Origin of the sequence: Marinomonas sp. NPDC078689 (genome assembly GCF_044542435.1) — a bacterium.
Classification (GTDB): Bacteria; Pseudomonadota; Gammaproteobacteria; order Pseudomonadales; family Marinomonadaceae; genus Marinomonas; species Marinomonas arenicola.
This window is the reverse complement of record NZ_JBITUJ010000001.1, coordinates 430,062-445,740: the sequence shown is the minus strand read 5'-3', so window position 1 is coordinate 445,740 and position 15,679 is coordinate 430,062. Positions and strand designations below refer to the sequence as shown.

The 15,679-nt window shown below is 45.7% G+C and carries 15 protein-coding genes; 9 read left to right on the top strand and 6 right to left on the bottom strand.

Translation table 11 applies throughout. The annotated features are described in order from the left end of the window. Positions 1 to 3 precede the first annotated feature (3 nt). The 7 genes from ACIGBN_RS02025 to ACIGBN_RS01995 all read left to right on the top strand — a co-directional run bounded on the left by ACIGBN_RS02025 (position 4) and on the right by ACIGBN_RS01995 (position 7,019). Entirely contained in the window at positions 4 to 330 is a 327-nt protein-coding gene (locus ACIGBN_RS02025) for an urease subunit beta (RefSeq protein ID WP_133001707.1), read from the top strand. Next, entirely contained in the window at positions 327 to 2,078 is a 1,752-nt protein-coding gene (gene ureC, locus ACIGBN_RS02020; RefSeq protein WP_396663372.1) for an urease subunit alpha, read from the top strand. The genes ACIGBN_RS02025 and ureC overlap by 4 nt, the downstream gene beginning before the upstream one ends. A gap of 65 nt (positions 2,079 to 2,143) precedes the next feature. Then, the gene (ureE, locus tag ACIGBN_RS02015; protein ID WP_133001709.1) at positions 2,144 to 2,587 is read left to right on the top strand and encodes an urease accessory protein UreE; all 444 of its coding nucleotides are present in this window, start codon (positions 2,144 to 2,146) and stop codon (positions 2,585 to 2,587) included. Beyond that, on the top strand, positions 2,568 to 3,242 hold the full coding sequence (locus ACIGBN_RS02010) for an urease accessory protein UreF (RefSeq protein WP_133002110.1): 675 nt from the start codon (positions 2,568 to 2,570) through the stop codon (positions 3,240 to 3,242). The genes ureE and ACIGBN_RS02010 overlap by 20 nt, the downstream gene beginning before the upstream one ends. Before the next feature lie 36 nt (positions 3,243 to 3,278). Next, on the top strand, positions 3,279 to 3,926 hold the full coding sequence (gene ureG / locus ACIGBN_RS02005) for an urease accessory protein UreG (RefSeq protein ID WP_396663370.1): 648 nt from the start codon (positions 3,279 to 3,281) through the stop codon (positions 3,924 to 3,926). Between the two features lie 27 nt (positions 3,927 to 3,953). Continuing rightward, entirely contained in the window at positions 3,954 to 4,538 is a 585-nt protein-coding gene (locus ACIGBN_RS02000; protein WP_133001711.1) for a HupE/UreJ family protein, read from the top strand. Positions 4,539 to 4,832: 294 nt separating this feature from the next. Further along, the gene (locus ACIGBN_RS01995) at positions 4,833 to 7,019 is read left to right on the top strand and encodes an EAL domain-containing protein (protein ID WP_396663368.1); all 2,187 of its coding nucleotides are present in this window, start codon (positions 4,833 to 4,835) and stop codon (positions 7,017 to 7,019) included. 68 nt (positions 7,020 to 7,087) lie between these two features. On the opposite strand, the gene ACIGBN_RS01990 is transcribed toward ACIGBN_RS01995, so the two are convergent. The 4 genes from ACIGBN_RS01990 to ectA form a co-directional block, all read right to left on the bottom strand. Next, positions 7,088 to 8,527 (bottom strand): aspartate kinase, encoded by a 1,440-nt coding sequence (locus ACIGBN_RS01990; RefSeq protein ID WP_396663366.1) that lies wholly within the window; start codon positions 8,525 to 8,527, stop codon positions 7,088 to 7,090. 343 nt (positions 8,528 to 8,870) lie between these two features. Further along, on the bottom strand, positions 8,871 to 9,260 hold the full coding sequence (locus ACIGBN_RS01985) for an ectoine synthase (protein WP_115896201.1): 390 nt from the start codon (positions 9,258 to 9,260) through the stop codon (positions 8,871 to 8,873). Between the two features lie 137 nt (positions 9,261 to 9,397). Beyond that, complete coding sequence (gene ectB, locus ACIGBN_RS01980) at positions 9,398 to 10,711, bottom strand: diaminobutyrate--2-oxoglutarate transaminase (RefSeq protein ID WP_133001714.1); 1,314 nt, start codon at positions 10,709 to 10,711, stop codon at positions 9,398 to 9,400. A 62-nt stretch (positions 10,712 to 10,773) separates the two neighbouring features. Beyond that, complete coding sequence (ectA, locus tag ACIGBN_RS01975; RefSeq protein WP_396663363.1) at positions 10,774 to 11,262, bottom strand: diaminobutyrate acetyltransferase; 489 nt, start codon at positions 11,260 to 11,262, stop codon at positions 10,774 to 10,776. 452 nt (positions 11,263 to 11,714) lie between these two features. Here ectA and ACIGBN_RS01970 point away from each other — a divergent pair, with 452 nt between their 5' ends. Beyond that, entirely contained in the window at positions 11,715 to 13,061 is a 1,347-nt protein-coding gene (locus ACIGBN_RS01970) for a sodium-dependent transporter (RefSeq protein WP_396663361.1), read from the top strand. Between the two features lie 120 nt (positions 13,062 to 13,181). On the opposite strand, the gene ACIGBN_RS01965 is transcribed toward ACIGBN_RS01970, so the two are convergent. Then, on the bottom strand, positions 13,182 to 13,439 hold the full coding sequence (locus ACIGBN_RS01965; RefSeq protein ID WP_133001717.1) for a DUF2061 domain-containing protein: 258 nt from the start codon (positions 13,437 to 13,439) through the stop codon (positions 13,182 to 13,184). 108 nt (positions 13,440 to 13,547) lie between these two features. After that, the gene (locus ACIGBN_RS01960) at positions 13,548 to 14,516 is read right to left on the bottom strand and encodes a MerR family transcriptional regulator (RefSeq protein ID WP_396663359.1); all 969 of its coding nucleotides are present in this window, start codon (positions 14,514 to 14,516) and stop codon (positions 13,548 to 13,550) included. Between the two features lie 139 nt (positions 14,517 to 14,655). Here ACIGBN_RS01960 and ACIGBN_RS01955 point away from each other — a divergent pair, with 139 nt between their 5' ends. Further along, complete coding sequence (locus ACIGBN_RS01955; protein WP_396663357.1) at positions 14,656 to 15,678, top strand: NAD(P)/FAD-dependent oxidoreductase; 1,023 nt, start codon at positions 14,656 to 14,658, stop codon at positions 15,676 to 15,678. Position 15,679 lies beyond the last annotated feature (1 nt).

The following is a 15,679-nucleotide window of genomic DNA, read 5'->3' as shown; positions in this document are numbered from 1 at the left end:
ACCATGATTCCAGGTGAAATTCAGGTAGCCGCAGGCGATATTGAGCTGAATGTAGGCCGTAAAACCTTAACCATCCGAGTCGAAAACACCGGCGATCGACCGGTTCAAATTGGCTCCCATTACCATTTTTATGAAGTCAATCCTGCGTTGTCTTTTGAGCGTGATCTTACCAAAGGATTTCGCCTCAACATTGCTTCTGGCACCGCAGTACGCTTTGAACCCGGCCAAGGCCGTGAAGTGGAATTGGTCGAATACGCTGGCACGAAAACCATTTATGGCTTTCGTGGCGAGGTAATGGGAACACTGAATAAAACGGAGCCGTCAGCATGAGCAAAACAGACACTGCCAACTTAGACGCGGTTAAAATAGACGCGGTTAAAATAGACAGAAGTGGCTACGCACAAATGTTCGGCCCAACCACAGGTGATCGGGTTCGTTTGGCCGACACCGATATCTGGATTCAAGTCGAAAAAGACTTCACCACCTATGGTGACGAAGTAAAGTTCGGCGGTGGCAAGGTAATCCGAGATGGTATGGGGCAAAGCCAAGTAACCAATGAGGTGGCGGTCGATTTGGTGATTACCAATGCCTTAGTGCTTGATCATTGGGGCATTGTCAAAGGCGACGTGGGGGTCAAGGAAGGTCGTATTTTTAAAGTCGGCAAAGCAGGCAATCCAGACATACAAGACAATGTTGACATTGTCATAGGCCCTGGCACAGAAGTGATTGCGGGGGAAGGCTCGATTCTAACCGCCGGCGGCATCGACGCTCACATTCACTTTATTTGCCCACAACAAATTGAAGAAGCGCTGACCTCTGGCGTGACCACCATGATTGGCGGCGGTACGGGCCCAGCAACGGGCACCAAAGCCACCACCTGTACGCCAGGACCTTGGTATTTGGGTAAAATGCTCCAAGCTACCGACAACATGCCAATGAACCTAGGTTTTCTTGGTAAAGGCAACGCCAGCCAGCCCGAAGCGCTAGAAGAGCAGCTAGAAGCCGGTGCTTGTGGCCTAAAATTGCACGAAGATTGGGGCACGACGCCTGCGTCGATTGATTGCTGTTTGAGCGTCGCTGAAAAGTACGATGTGCAAGTGGCCATCCACACGGACACGCTGAATGAATCCGGCTTTGTCGACAGCACGTTAGCCGCGTTTAAAGAGAGAGTTATTCACACTTACCATACCGAAGGCGCTGGTGGCGGGCACGCTCCAGACATCATACGTGCGGCCGGTAATGTGAATGTGCTGCCCTCTTCTACCAATCCGACTCGTCCTTATACCCACAACACAGTCGATGAGCATTTAGACATGTTGATGGTATGTCACCATTTGGACAGTAACATCCCAGAAGACGTGGCCTTTGCGGATTCTCGTATCCGCAAAGAAACCATTGCCGCGGAGGATATTTTTCACGATCGCGGCGCATTCAGTATGATTTCATCTGACTCACAAGCCATGGGACGGGTCGGTGAAGTCATCACACGAACCTGGCAAACAGCCCATAAAATGAAGCAACAGTTTGGTTTACTGGCAGAAGATCAAGCATTAGGCGCAGACAACTTTCGCGCCAAACGCTACATCGCCAAATACACCATAAACCCAGCCATTGCTCACGGTATTAGCCACGAAGTGGGCTCCATTGAAGCCGGTAAGCTCGCCGATCTAGTACTTTGGAAACCGGCCTTTTTTGGGGTGAAACCCTCCATCATTATCAAGGGCGGGATGATTGCTAGCGCGCCTATGGGGGACCCAAACGCTTCGATTCCTACGCCTCAGCCCGTTCATTACCGCCCTATGTTCGGCGCCTTTGGTAAAGCCGCCGCCGCGACCTCGGTAACCTTTGTGTCAAAAGCGGCGTTAGAAAATGGCCTGGCGGAAAAGTTTGGCTTGGATCGCACTCTGGTCGCTTGCCGTAATACTCGCAATATCTCCAAGCACGACATGATCCATAACAGCTGGTTACCTGACATTACGGTGGATCCGCAGACTTATGAAGTACGAGCCGATGGCGAATTGCTCACCTGTGAGCCCGCAGAAACCTTGCCACTGGCTCAGCTTTATACCTTATTTTAAACGAGCCCTGTTTTAAACATCAAAAAAGCCAAGCGAAATAACGCTTGGCGGTTAGGAAACATACCATGCTAGACATATATCAAAGATTAGGCACCCATTGCCACGAAGCGGTTTACACCAAGGTGACTCTTAGTCACGAGCAACGCGATCGCGGCCGTCTTAAATTGATCGGAGAAAATGGCGAAGAGGTTCGCGTTTTTCTCGATCGCGGCAAACCGCTCCAAGTTGGGGAGTTTTTGCGAAGCGAGTGCAACAAAATAGTGCAAGTTCAAGGCGCCGTTGAAGATGTGGCTCATGCCAGTTGCGACGATTGGCAAGCTTTTTCCAAAGCCTGTTATCACCTAGGCAACCGCCACACCAAGATTCAAGTGGGTGATCGCTGGTTACGTATCAAGCCGGATCATGTCTTAGAAGAAATGCTTCACCTACTTGGTTTGGTTGTGAGCCATGAAAGCGCGGTGTTTGTCCCTGAATCTGGAGCCTACAGCCATGGTCACCACCACGGATAGCAGCCTATTGCGTCTCTTGCAGTTGAGCAGCGTGAGTTTACCGGTTGGTGGTTATGCGTTCTCACAGGGCATGGAATACGCTATCGACCAAGGTTGGGTAACAAACAAAACGCAAGTGTGCGATTGGATCAGCTTGCAGCTGCAACAATCTGTGGCTCGTGTTGATTTACCGATTTTGCGTTTGTGTATGCTCGCGGCCAGTCAGCAAGATAACGCGCGCCTATTAGAACTCAATGATCTGGCGCTGGCGTGCCGAGAAACCAAAGAGCTGCGATTAAACGATACGGCGATGGGAGAAGCCTTGGCGCGGTTAATGCGTAGCTTAGAAATCGCCACGCCTTTTCAGCGCTTAGAAGACATCAGCTTTGTGACCTTATTTGCCGTGACGGCCACTCATTGGTCGATCAACCTTGAACTGGCGGCCCTTGGGTTTACCTGGTCTTGGCTAGAAAACCAAATCGCCGCAGCGACAAAATTGGTGCCATTAGGGCAAACCCAAGCACAAGAATTACTCGGCGAATTACAACCTGTGATCAGTGACGCCATTCGTAGCTCACTGATTATTAATGAAGACAGTGTTGGCGCAGGTCTTCCGGCAATTGCCATTGCTAGCGCGCAACACGAAACACAATATTCACGATTATTCCGTTCTTAATTTTTTGGGATAACCTTGGTTTAAAGAGGAAATACTATGAGCAAACCAAAACAAACATTACGTATCGGCGTCGGTGGCCCTGTCGGCTCTGGTAAAACCGCATTACTGCGATCTTTGTGTTCTGCTCTTCGCGATCATTATAATATCGCCGTTGTGACGAACGATATTTATACTCAAGAAGACGCTAAATTCCTCACTGAGCACGAAGCTCTCGATGCTGATCGTATTGTGGGGGTAGAAACAGGCGGCTGCCCACACACGGCGATTCGTGAAGATGCTTCAATGAACTTGGCCGCGATCGATCAATTAATAGAGCGTCACGGTGAATTAGACGTGGTGTTTGTGGAAAGTGGTGGCGATAACTTAAGCGCAACATTCAGCCCAGAACTGTCGGACTTTACCATTTATGTGATTGATGTTTCCGCCGGCGACAAAATCCCTCGTAAAGGCGGCCCTGGCATCACCAAATCCGATCTTTTGATTATTAATAAAACCGATTTGGCGCCCTTAGTCGGAGCCTCTTTGGAGGTAATGGATCGTGATGCCAAAATGATGCGTGGCGATCGACCGTTTGTTTTTTCCAACCTGAAAAAAGCCCAAGGCTTAGACGAAATCATTCAATTTATCATTACCGAAGGTATGTTAGAATTCAAAACGATTCCAGCCGCAAGAGCGGTGGTTTAATTCATTTATTTATTTCGGAGATTATCTATGCGTCTTACTACGCTAAAAATGGGATTAGCCACTCTAATTGCTGCCGCTCCAACCTTGGCACTTGCTCATCCAGGTCACGAGCACAGCACCAGCTTTATGACGGGGTTTATGCACCCTATGGGCGGTCTTGACCACCTGTTAGCCATGATTGCGATCGGCCTTTGGGCGGCAAGCATGGGTGGAAAAGCATTATGGGCTGTGCCTGCGGCTTTTGTCGGCACCATGATTCTGGGTGGCGCATTTGGTATGGCAGGAATGCAAGTTCCTTTCGTTGAACAAGGCATTGCGCTTTCTGTGATTCTTATGGGCGCACTGCTTGTTGCTTCTGTACGTTTCTCTGTCGGCACTTGCGCTGCCATTGCGGGTGTTTTTGCCTTTTTCCATGGCGCTGCGCACGGTATGGAAATGCCATTAAACGCACATGTTGCGGAATACGCACTCGGCTTTGCTGCTGCAACTGCTTTGTTACACCTTGTTGGCATGGGCATGGGTAAAGCCATCGCTCGCATCGAAGCGCCTATTGTCACTCGCCTCTCTGGTGGCATCATTGCCGCAGCTGGCGTTGTCATGGCCATCGCCTAAACACTTGCAGCCACTGGTGCTAAGAACCACATACATGACTCTGGGTTCTTTTAAAACCGGTACCAGTGGCTGATTGTTATCTTTGTTGTCCCTTTGTTTACTTTCTTATTAATTCGTTGCGTCTTTTTGTTCCGTGTTTATTTTCTGCCTTATTCCCTGTACATTTCTCGTTGTGACAGAGTCACCTTTCTGGTTTGTCATAGCTAAATGATAGAGTGGATCATCATTGATATTTTTAATGGGCTAGTAGAAGCCAATATCGCATCGATCGAGACATAGAAAAGGACTACATTGTTGATAAAAACCGAATTAAAACAACCTTCTGCTATTTTCATCGCTTGCGCTGTTTTCTTCGCGATTATCTTTTTTGGTCTCTACTGGACCTATTCTTCAAATCGAACCATTAGCAATGAACAACAGCTGCTATTAAACGGTATTTCTCGCACTCAAGCCTCAGTATTAGAAAGACGTCTTTCTCTAGCTTTTACCTCGACACAAATCTTGGCCATAGAACTAGAGCAACATGGCGGCCGATTCGAAGATTTCGACCACTATGCACAAAATCTAATGAACTCGATTGGTGGCGTCTCCAGTCTACAGCTTGCTCCCAACGGTATTATTGAAAAAATTTCACCGTTAAAAGGCAATGAATCAGCCATTGGTTTGGATATTTTTGCTAACCAAAAATATCGAGAGGCGGCGATCAAAGCCGTAGAAAATCACACCATGATTGCCATTGGGCCGCTTCCTCTAGTACAAGGTGGTATCGCTGTCATTAGTCGCTCACCAGTCTATTTATTCAAAGGTACTCAACGGGAAGTCTTTTGGGGGTTCGCTTCTGCGGTCATCAATCTAGACAATCTTTTGGAATCCACACGCCTTAGAGATCTTGTCGAAGATGGCTATCAGTATTCATTATCACGACAGCATGCAGACACCCAAGAGACCGTTATTTTCTCTCATTCTGAAAAACCGCTGTCAGATATTGTCGCGACCACAGACATCCCCCTTCCTGTGGGGATCTGGAAGCTCAATATCAGTCGTGATATTTCTGCTCGACTTAATAATAATTTACGATCAGGTTACCTATTAAGCATTGGCAGTGCTTTTTTCCTTGCCTTGGCTCTATACGCCATCTTAATTCAGCCAATTCGCCTAAGAAGACTGGTCGAAGACAAAACAGACGAACTGAAAGAACTTGCTTACAAAGACCCTCTTACCAACCTACCAAACCGACGCTATTTAAATGATTACTTACCTAGTTTTTTAGAAGAAAGTCGAAGATTTCAAAAACTCTCTGCGTTTATTTATTTTGATCTCGATAACTTCAAGCGTATTAATGACACCATAGGCCATGACGTCGGCGATAAGGTACTTGAAACTGTGGCGCTACGACTTAATTCATTGTGTCATGAAGCAGACAAAGTCGTTCGTTTAGGTGGCGATGAATTTGGTATTTTCCTAAGTGACATTGCCAACAAACAAGAAGCAAAAGAACACGCTGAAAGAGTGCTCGCTTACATTCATTCCCCCATTAGCATTGATTCTAAAGAATTTATTCTTAGCACCTCTCTTGGTATCGCCATGGTCCCTGAGGATGGGGACACGCTTGTTACCATTATGCAAAATGCCGATATGGCACTCTATCAAGCAAAACAACGTGGTAAAAACCAATCTGTTTTTTACTCACATGATATGAAAGCCGCCACATTAGACCTTATTGAAGCGGAAGACGACCTAACAAAAGCCCTGCAAAATGACGAATTCGAACTCTATTACCAACCACAGTTCGATCTACAAACAAAACAGGTATTTGGCGCTGAAGCCCTTATCCGTTGGCACCACCCAACAAAAGGTCTTATTTTTCCTGACCAATTCATTCAACTCGCAGAAAACACAGGGCAAATTATCAAGCTCGGCCACTGGGTATTAGAAAATGGCATTTCGTATTTAGCCAGACGGCGAGAACAAGGCCTGCCTTACATATTGTTGCATGTGAATCTTGCCTCTCAGCAACTTGCCGACCCACATTTTGTAACCGTGGTAAAATCCTTGCTCTATAAGTATAAAGTACCAGCAGAGTGGCTTGGTGTAGAAGTCACCGAAACCTCTTTATTAGAAGATGTCAGCTTAGCCAAAGTCTTGCTTCAATCGTTAAAAGACATGGGAATTTGTGTTGCTATTGATGACTTTGGTACTGGCTACTCTTCATTAGGGCAACTGAAAAACCTGCCGGTTAGTTTGCTTAAAATTGACCGCAGTTTTGTGATGGATTTAGAGCGTGATCAAGCCGATCGAAAAATCGTTGAAGCGATCATTGCGATGGCTCACAAACTGGGGATCAAAGTCTTAGCGGAAGGCATAGAAAGCAAAGAACAATGGGATATGCTGGTGTCGTTTCAGTGTGACTTTGGGCAAGGATATTATGTCAGTCGAGCCATACCTGAAGCAGACTTTAACGCGGCGCCTCCTATCCAGTGAGATATCCATGGTCATAAAAAACCCCGATTATCGTGACCAATAATCGGGGTTTTATTGTTTAGCTTAACTTAAGACGCTAAACAGATAGCACGACCATGCTCATGCACTTCAACTAACTCTTTATGAAGGCTGCAAATAGTTCGCTCGTAGTCCTCTTCATCCACTACGAACTGCATATCCACTTGACGCATCGATTGGTGCATCGCGATCACGTTAACATCTTGTTCAGCAATCGCTTTGACCGCTTTCGCCAACATACCAGTAGTTTTCATATCACTGCCAATAGCCGATACAATCGCCACTTTACGTTGCGTGATTTCCGCATCAGGGAAGCGCTCATGCAAGACTCTCATTACACGCTTGAGTATCTTCAAGTTAATCGCCAAGTAGTGAGTAATCGTATTGGCGTTAATGTCTTTGGCAATAATATGGATATTGAATTGACGTAGTACCTTAAGAATGGACACATCAAATAAATCAATATCGCCAGACATATCTTGATCAAACAATTCCACCGCAAACACACCGCGAGAACCCGCAATGATTTCGACACAAGGTGCATCACTGACATAATCGCCGGTGATTAAGGTGCCAGTGTGCTCTGGCTCGAAAGTATTTTTTACCCGCAATGCAATATTATTTTGGCGTAGACCTTTGGCCGCTTTTGGATGGATCGCTTCCATACCCAAGTTAGCAAGCTGGTCAGCCACATCGTAGTTAGTACGGCCAATCGGCACCGCTTTATTTTCACCCACCAAACGAGGGTCAGCGCTGCTTAAGTGAAATTCTTTGTGAATCACAGCTTCACGCGCTTCTGTCAGCACCGCAATGCGACTAAAGATCATTTCACTGTAGCCACGATCAAAGGTAGACATTAAGCCCGTTTCACTATGAGCGTACCCTGTTGCAATTGGCAACTGAGTATTCAGGTCTACACTCTTGAAGGTATCAAGAATGCGCTCGTCTAAAGACATGTGGTGAGCGGTGTTCCAACCTGTTAGATCGACAAATACCGCATTAACACCGTCGCGCTGCAACAAGGTCGCCGTGTTCCAGGCACTGTGCGCTTCGCCAATACTGGCCAACATTTCACGCACCGTTGCCAAATGCTCACTCAGGGAAAAGTGACCGTGCTGGCACAAACGGTGAAGATCTTCTAGGCATTCTCGAGCGTCTTGCAAACGATGATTAATGAAGTCGTTTGCTTTATGCAGCAACTCACCTTCAAATAAAGAGGCGTTAATGGCCAACATCGAATCGCACACATCTTGTAGTGCAACAGACCAAGAATCTTGTTTACGCTCTAACGCGAATAATGCATAAACCCCAGGCTCACCCGTCTTTTTATGCTCAAGCAGTTTGTCTGTAATGCCGCCATAAGCCGACACAACAAAAATACGATTATAAAGATCGTTCGTTTGAACGGGTTTGAAAACTATATTGTCACGCACCGAATGGTAGTCACTCATGGACGTACCACCGATTTTTTCAACTGTATGTTGTCCCATTTTACTTAACCTAATAAATTAAAGGGCTGAAGGGTAAACCACAGCCATGTTCAAACGCTGACGCTAATAGTGTCATAAGGTATGTTAAAAATTAAGTAGAAAAGTGACTTTTTAGCGCTTAATACTTGCCTCAACGCACGACGCTTTGGCTTCATTTATTGCTGACTAAATAGTCAGTAGGCGCCATACAACAAGGCGTCAAAAAAATACCAGCGTCCGCTATGAATAAACGCAGATGGAGGCCAATCGTCTCTACCTTGGTCAACGTTAAGAACGACATGAATGTCGTCGGATAGGAAGAAAAAAGCGCCTCATTCAAAGACGCTTTTTTTTGCTGAAAAGCTTAATCAAGCAGCTCGTATGCGCCTTCTGAATTATGGACTTCTTTACCGGTAATCGGTGGATTAAAAACGCACGCTAACTTCAACTCTTTAGAGGCTCGCAATGTGTGCGCGTCGTGTTTATCCAAGACATACACAACACCCGGTTTGATCTGGTGTTTTTGCCCTGTCTCACGACTTTCTACTTCACCTTCACCTGAAATACAGTACACAGATTCAAGGTGATTTTGATAATGCATATCAAAGTCTTTGCCTTCGTATATCGTGGTGATGTGGAAGGAAAACCCCATGTTATCTTCTTTTAATAACAGGCGAGTACTTTCCCAATTGCCGTCCGGAGAGACAACCCGGCGATCGGTCTTTTCACATTCGGCTAAATCACGTGCAAACATTCTGTTCTCCTGATCAATACTAAATCAATAAAGGCAGTGCTAAACACTACCGTGGCGACTTAAGGTGTTGAACTTACAATTTAGGTCACTCAAGTCAGAAACAACGCCGCTCTAAAAGAGCGACGCATCAATAGACACTAGACAGCAATGTCGTAGTTCTCATCAAAGTAACTTTTCGCTTCTGGCATATCATCTTCCTTGGCGCAAATCTCACGAATCGCGTTTTCCAGAATATCAATGCCTTCTTTTAAGTCTTCGTCTGGAATAATCAGCGGACATAGGAACTTCACAACTTGATCATCCGCACCGGAGGTTTCGATCATCAGACCATTCTGGAAACATTTTTTGGTGATTTTTCCCGCCAATTCGCCACTGACGCAGTTAATACCACGCATCATGCCGCGCCCTTGTAGGATAAAGTTTCCCTCTCCATATTGGTCAACAATGCTCTGTGTACGTTGATGGATGTAATCCCCTTTGCGTTTGATCTCTTTTTCAAACGCATCGTCTTGCCAAAACGTATCGATCGCTGCCTTGGCCGTCACAAATGCCAAATTATTACCACGGAAGGTACCGTTATGCTCACCAGGCTTCCATTCATCCAGTTCTGGCTTCATCAATACCACGGCAAATGGCAAGCCATAACCGCTCAAAGATTTCGACATGGTAACTATGTCAGGTGTAATGCCTGCGCCTTCAAAACTAAAGAAGGTGCCGGTACGACCACAACCCGCTTGGATGTCGTCCACGATCAGCAGCACCTTGTGCTTTTTACACACAGCCTCAAGGTTTTGTAACCAACCAAAGCTTGCAGCGTTAATGCCGCCCTCACCTTGTACGGTTTCAACAATGACCGCTGCCGGCAGATCCACACCGCTGCTTGAGTCGCTGAGAACCTTGTCTAGATATTCGGTGGTTTCAATGCCGTCGCCTAGATAGCCATCAAAAGGCACTGTGGATACGCCCGCGCCTAGGCTAGTGCCTGCCGCGCCGCGATGATGCGAGTTACCCGTGACGGATAATGCGCCCAAGCTACAACCATGGAAGCCATTGGTGAAGCTGACGATGTTTTCTCGGCCGGTGACGTTGCGGGCCAATTTCAGAGCCGCTTCCACCGCATTGGTTCCTGTTGGTCCGGTGAATTGCATCATGTACTGCAGTTTACGGGGCTTAAGGATATGTTCATTAAAGCTTTCCATGAAAGCGGCTTTGGCTTTCGTATGCAGATCTAGGCCATGAGTAATGCCATCTTCCATGATGTATTCAACCAATTTTTGCTTGAATACTGGGTTGTTATGTCCGTAATTCAGGGTGCCGGCGCCAGCAAGGAAATCGATGTATTTGTTGCCATCCTCATCAAACAAATGCGCACCTTGAGCTCGGTGAAAGACACGTGGAAATGCTCGGGCGTAAGATTGTACTTCTGATTCAAGCTCTTCAAAAATTTTCATGCTATCGCTTCCTCTTAATTAAAATAACAGTGGGTGACACGGTACAGGGATCAGGACGCCTTCTAAAAAGGACCGATGCGAACCAAATACTCTGTGTCATGTTTGCCTTTAAAATGTGTTTCTTTGTCAAACTGAACCGACTCATTTAATGGCGAATTCAATTGCTTCGCTAAGCTTCGAAATAAAGCCCATGAACCTTCGTTTGACCGAGTGATCGTAGTTTCAAGGTAACGAACCCCAGCACAGCTTGGTCGTGACAAAATGTCTCTAAGCATCTTTTTTGCTAAGCCTTTGCCACGCGCAGACTCATGTACAGCAACCTGCCAAACAAATAAGGTGTCCGTTTTTGCAGGCAATAAATAACCTGAGATAAAACCAACCAGCGCATCATCCAGTTCAGCGGCGACGCTGGTGTCACTAAAATGATCACACTGCAGTAAATTGCAATAAACCGAATTCGTATCAAGTGGCGCACAGTCAGCCACCAACTGATTGACTTCCATACCATTTAACGCACTTGTTTTTTTCAGCTCTAACTTTTCTATAGTCATAATTTGACCCATTAGACAACAAAACAATAAACCAATATCGAACCAGCTCAGAATTCAAAAAATCGCCCTAAATCAATAAAAAAATTATCATATTAGGACGTGAGCCAATATCAAATTGATTTGATGTCTAATCATTCTATCGAGTTAAAAGACAATGTCCAGCACTTATTTAGAACACTAATGTTTTGTTGTGGAAGTATTTCATTGAGTGAAATCGCGCTATCCCTTGCCCTCTCTTGCTTTCCGAGAAATAACAGGATTCTTCATTTTCCCGCAAAAAATGTCATTTTTTGTTGCATGATGAGAACAAAATTCGGAAAATCTCGCCCCTAAATAAAGTCTTCCCTAAAAATAGATCCCTTAAATAAAGTGGGAATTATTGAGTGGTCTTAATAAGAAGAGACTTTGTTCGCTGTTTATATATTTTGTTTTCAACTATTTAGAGATCATTTATGCAAGAAAAAACATCCATCCAAGGCTCGTGGGCGAGTCGTTGGATTTTTATTTTGGCGGCCACGGGATCGGCTGTTGGTTTGGGCAATATTTGGAAATTTCCTTACATTACAGGTGAGAATGGCGGTGGCGCTTTTGTACTCGTGTATCTAGTCTGTATTTTATTGGTTGGTATTCCAATCATGATGACGGAGGTTTTCATTGGCCGACGAGCTCGAAAAAACCCAGTTCACGCCCTAGAAGATGTGGCGGAAGAATCCGAAACAACCCGCGCTTGGGGGTTGATCGGTATGATGGGGATGCTATCAGGCGTGCTTATTTTCTCTTTCTATTCTGTTGTTGCTGGCTGGGTACTTCACTACATTAAAGCTATGGCAACGGGCGAGTTAGCAGGGGCAACCTCTGAGCAAGCTGGTGCGGCGTTTAATGCTTTACTCGCAGATCCAATGGCCTTACTAGGCTGGCACACACTGTTCACTATTATGACAATAATAGTAGTCGCACGTGGCGTAAACAAAGGCTTAGAAACAGCCACCCGCATCATGATGCCAGCACTTTTCGTCCTGTTATTGGTGTTGTTTGGTTACGCAATGACAACCAGCGGCTTCTCGGCTGGTTGGCATTTCATGTTTGACTTTGATTTCAGCAAGATTACGTGGGATTCTGTTTTAGTCGCATTAGGTCACTCATTCTTCACCCTATCCTTGGGGATGGGTACTATCATGGCTTACGGCTCTTACATGCCTAAGAAAGCTTCTATTGGCAGCACAGTCCTAGCCATAGGCGCACTGGATACCTTAGTTGCCTTGGTTGCGGGTCTTTGTATTTTCCCAATCATTTTCGCCAATGGTATGGATCCTGCGGCTGGCCCAGGCTTGATGTTTATCTCTTTGCCTGTTGCTTTTGGACAAATGCCTGGCGGCCAGTTCTTTGGCTTCCTATTCTTTGTTCTGGTTGGCGTTGCCGCTTGGACTTCTGCAATATCTCTAATGGAGCCGACTGTTGCTTACCTAGTTGAGCGCTTTAAAATGGGTCGTTGGAAAGCCTCCATACTCTTAGGCTCTGCAGTTTGGGCTTTGGGTATTGCTTGCCTAGGTTCTTTCAGCTTTATGAGTGATGTCACTATGTTCGGCAAAACAACGTTCGACTTCTTAGATTACATTACCGCCAATATCATGATGCCGCTTGGTGGTATTTTGACCGCTATCTTTGCTGGCTGGTTTGTTAAAAGCAAATACGCGAAAGAAGAACTTAGCATTTCTGATGCCTTTTATCGCTTCTGGCGATTCGCAATTCGCTTCATTGCCCCGATCGCCATTGCGATTGTGTTCTATCTGAACCTGTAATGACGCCATAGTACGAAAAAAGCCCCGTTGACAAGGCGTCACGGGGCTTTTTTATGGCGTATTCTTGATCTGAGGAAAAACACCAAAGACGCTCTACATTCGCGTCTTATCATACCAAGATCACATGCCTCTTAGGGCGTAACTTTCACTCGCTGCTTGCCAAGCATTATCAAACTTTGATGCTTTCTTCATGCTGTGATTTTTCTTCGTGCTGTCATGTTTTGTCCAAAACAGCTCATGAAAGTAAAAAGCAACCGTGTTAATCGCAGGCTCAACAATGGCAACCAAGCCACCAACAATAAAACTTCCAGTAATTAAATAAGCCACGCTAAAGGCAATGGTAAAGTGCATAACAGCAAAAGTAATGGTCTTAGTCATGTGATTCTCCTCGTTTTGTCTCTTAGCTATAGACTACTCGAGGCACATAAATAGATAAAATATATTATTGTTATCTCTCTAATAGTTTTTTAAATTCACACAATCCATTTACTCCTCACCACCTAGCCTTTCTAGTGTCGCCGTCACGCCTTCTAACGCCTCAGAATACACCTTCACCGAGCCAATTTCAGTCATGTCATCAGCGTGCGCCGCCAACCAGAAACTGGCACCAATTAAGGCAACTGGCTCACCCCATGCATCCAATGCAGTAATCAAATCCGTGGATTTAGGTACGAGTTCATTTTCACAAAATGCAATAAGTGCACTCGGCTCAAGCCCTTCTATCAGTGCTTGCCAATCTTGGCCAGAGGACATATTGGGCAAAACACAACAAGCGAAACCTTGATCGCTAAACAGCGCAGACGCCATATAACACCAAAGTGTACGCTCTCCATACAACCCAGTAATTAACACCTTAGGGGCATTTACATGTTGATTTTTAAGCGACGCAAGACGGCCAGCTAAACAACGACTCAATACTGCGTTGCAGAAGCGCGCATGCACACCAACAGTCAGTTGTTCTAGGCTGGGCAATATCCAATTTTTAAACGCTACTAAAGGAGGATATTGGGAGAATATCTGCTGATATAAATGCTCTATTTTATCTTCATTAAATTGTCGTGACAGATTGATCAATGAAGCCTGCCACTCTATCCATTCCGTTGCTGGGGTAACATTTTCAGCACTTTCCTCACGATCAAGCAATGCTCTGACTTTACTCACAGCCACACCTTGTTGCACCCATCGAACAATGGCGTCAACACGCGCAACATCCTCTTCACTGTAAAGTCGATGGCCCTTTTCTGTACGCTGCGGCTTAAGCAAACCATAGCGGCGCTCCCATGCTCTTAAGGTCACAGAATTCACCCCAGTTTTTGCCGATAGAGTACGAATAGGAAAATTCACCTCTTCGCTTTCTATGTTCAACTCAATCATATCTTGGTCCACTTGATCACTTCCTTTCTTATTATCCGCCTCTATTACTTGGCGACACCAAGCGCAGTCTTTCAGCGCCATGATGGCTTTCGAGTTCATTAATAATAGTTGATATCAAAATATTATACAGTTTTTCTTTTTGTACAACACTATTGCTTTTGTTATACGAGCTACTATATTGTATAAGAATAAGTGATACAAAACTAAAGGATGTACAAGTATGAAGCATGCCCAGATACCCACAAACACTTCGTTACTCTACGATGTCGCCATTATTGGTGCGGGCATTGCTGGAAGCCTTTGTGCAAACCTATTAAGCAAAGCTGGTCATCAAGTCTGTGTGCTGGAAAAAAGCCGTGGTACTGGCGGCCGAGCTGGCAGCAAGCGACTAAACGATGAACAAAGCTGCGACCTTGGTACCCCCTTTATTCGCTCTACTCAGGCAAGCACTCAAGCTATTTTAGCGGCCCTTAGTGACATAGGTGTCGCCCAACGTTGGCCGCAGTTACCACAAAAAGAGCAAGAAAATGACGCACAATATTATGTAGGCACACCTAAAATGAGTGCACTTACACGCCATTGGCTCAATAACATCGCGTTGATTTCAAACACTCGAATACACCATATTGAGCGTATAAAAAAGCAAAATGAAGACTGCTGGCAATTGCATAACGACCATTACAGCAAACACTTTTTTGCCAAACGCATCGTCATAGCAACGCCCGCACCACAAGCGGCGATCTTACTTGCCAACACCCCAGACATTGACACATTGCTACTAAAAGCGATTCAAGCCGGACAGACATACCAGTCGCAATGGGCAATGTGGCTAGAAACAGAGACAAGTACGCTTCCATCCATAATCGAAGCGACAGATTCCCCGCTAGCAAGGTTGATTAAAGACAACCAGAAACCTTGCAGAACGCCAGCACAAGAACGCTGGGTGCTACAAACGACACCAGAATGGGCTCAGAAACATCTGAACAAAGAAAACCAAGAAATTACCGAGCTGTTGACCAAGGCCTTTAAAGAGCAAACACAGCTCACCCCTAGCGCCTGCGGAGAACCTCATCGATGGTTATTAAGTCGCTCCCAGCCGATAGTAGAAAACGCGCCCTATTTATGGGACAAGCAGCAAGACATTGGTCTTATTGGCGACTGGCTATCCCAAGGTGACGCAGAAGGAGCCATGCTTAGCGCACTCTCTTTATGCGACCACCTTAGCAATGAACTCAGCGAATAAC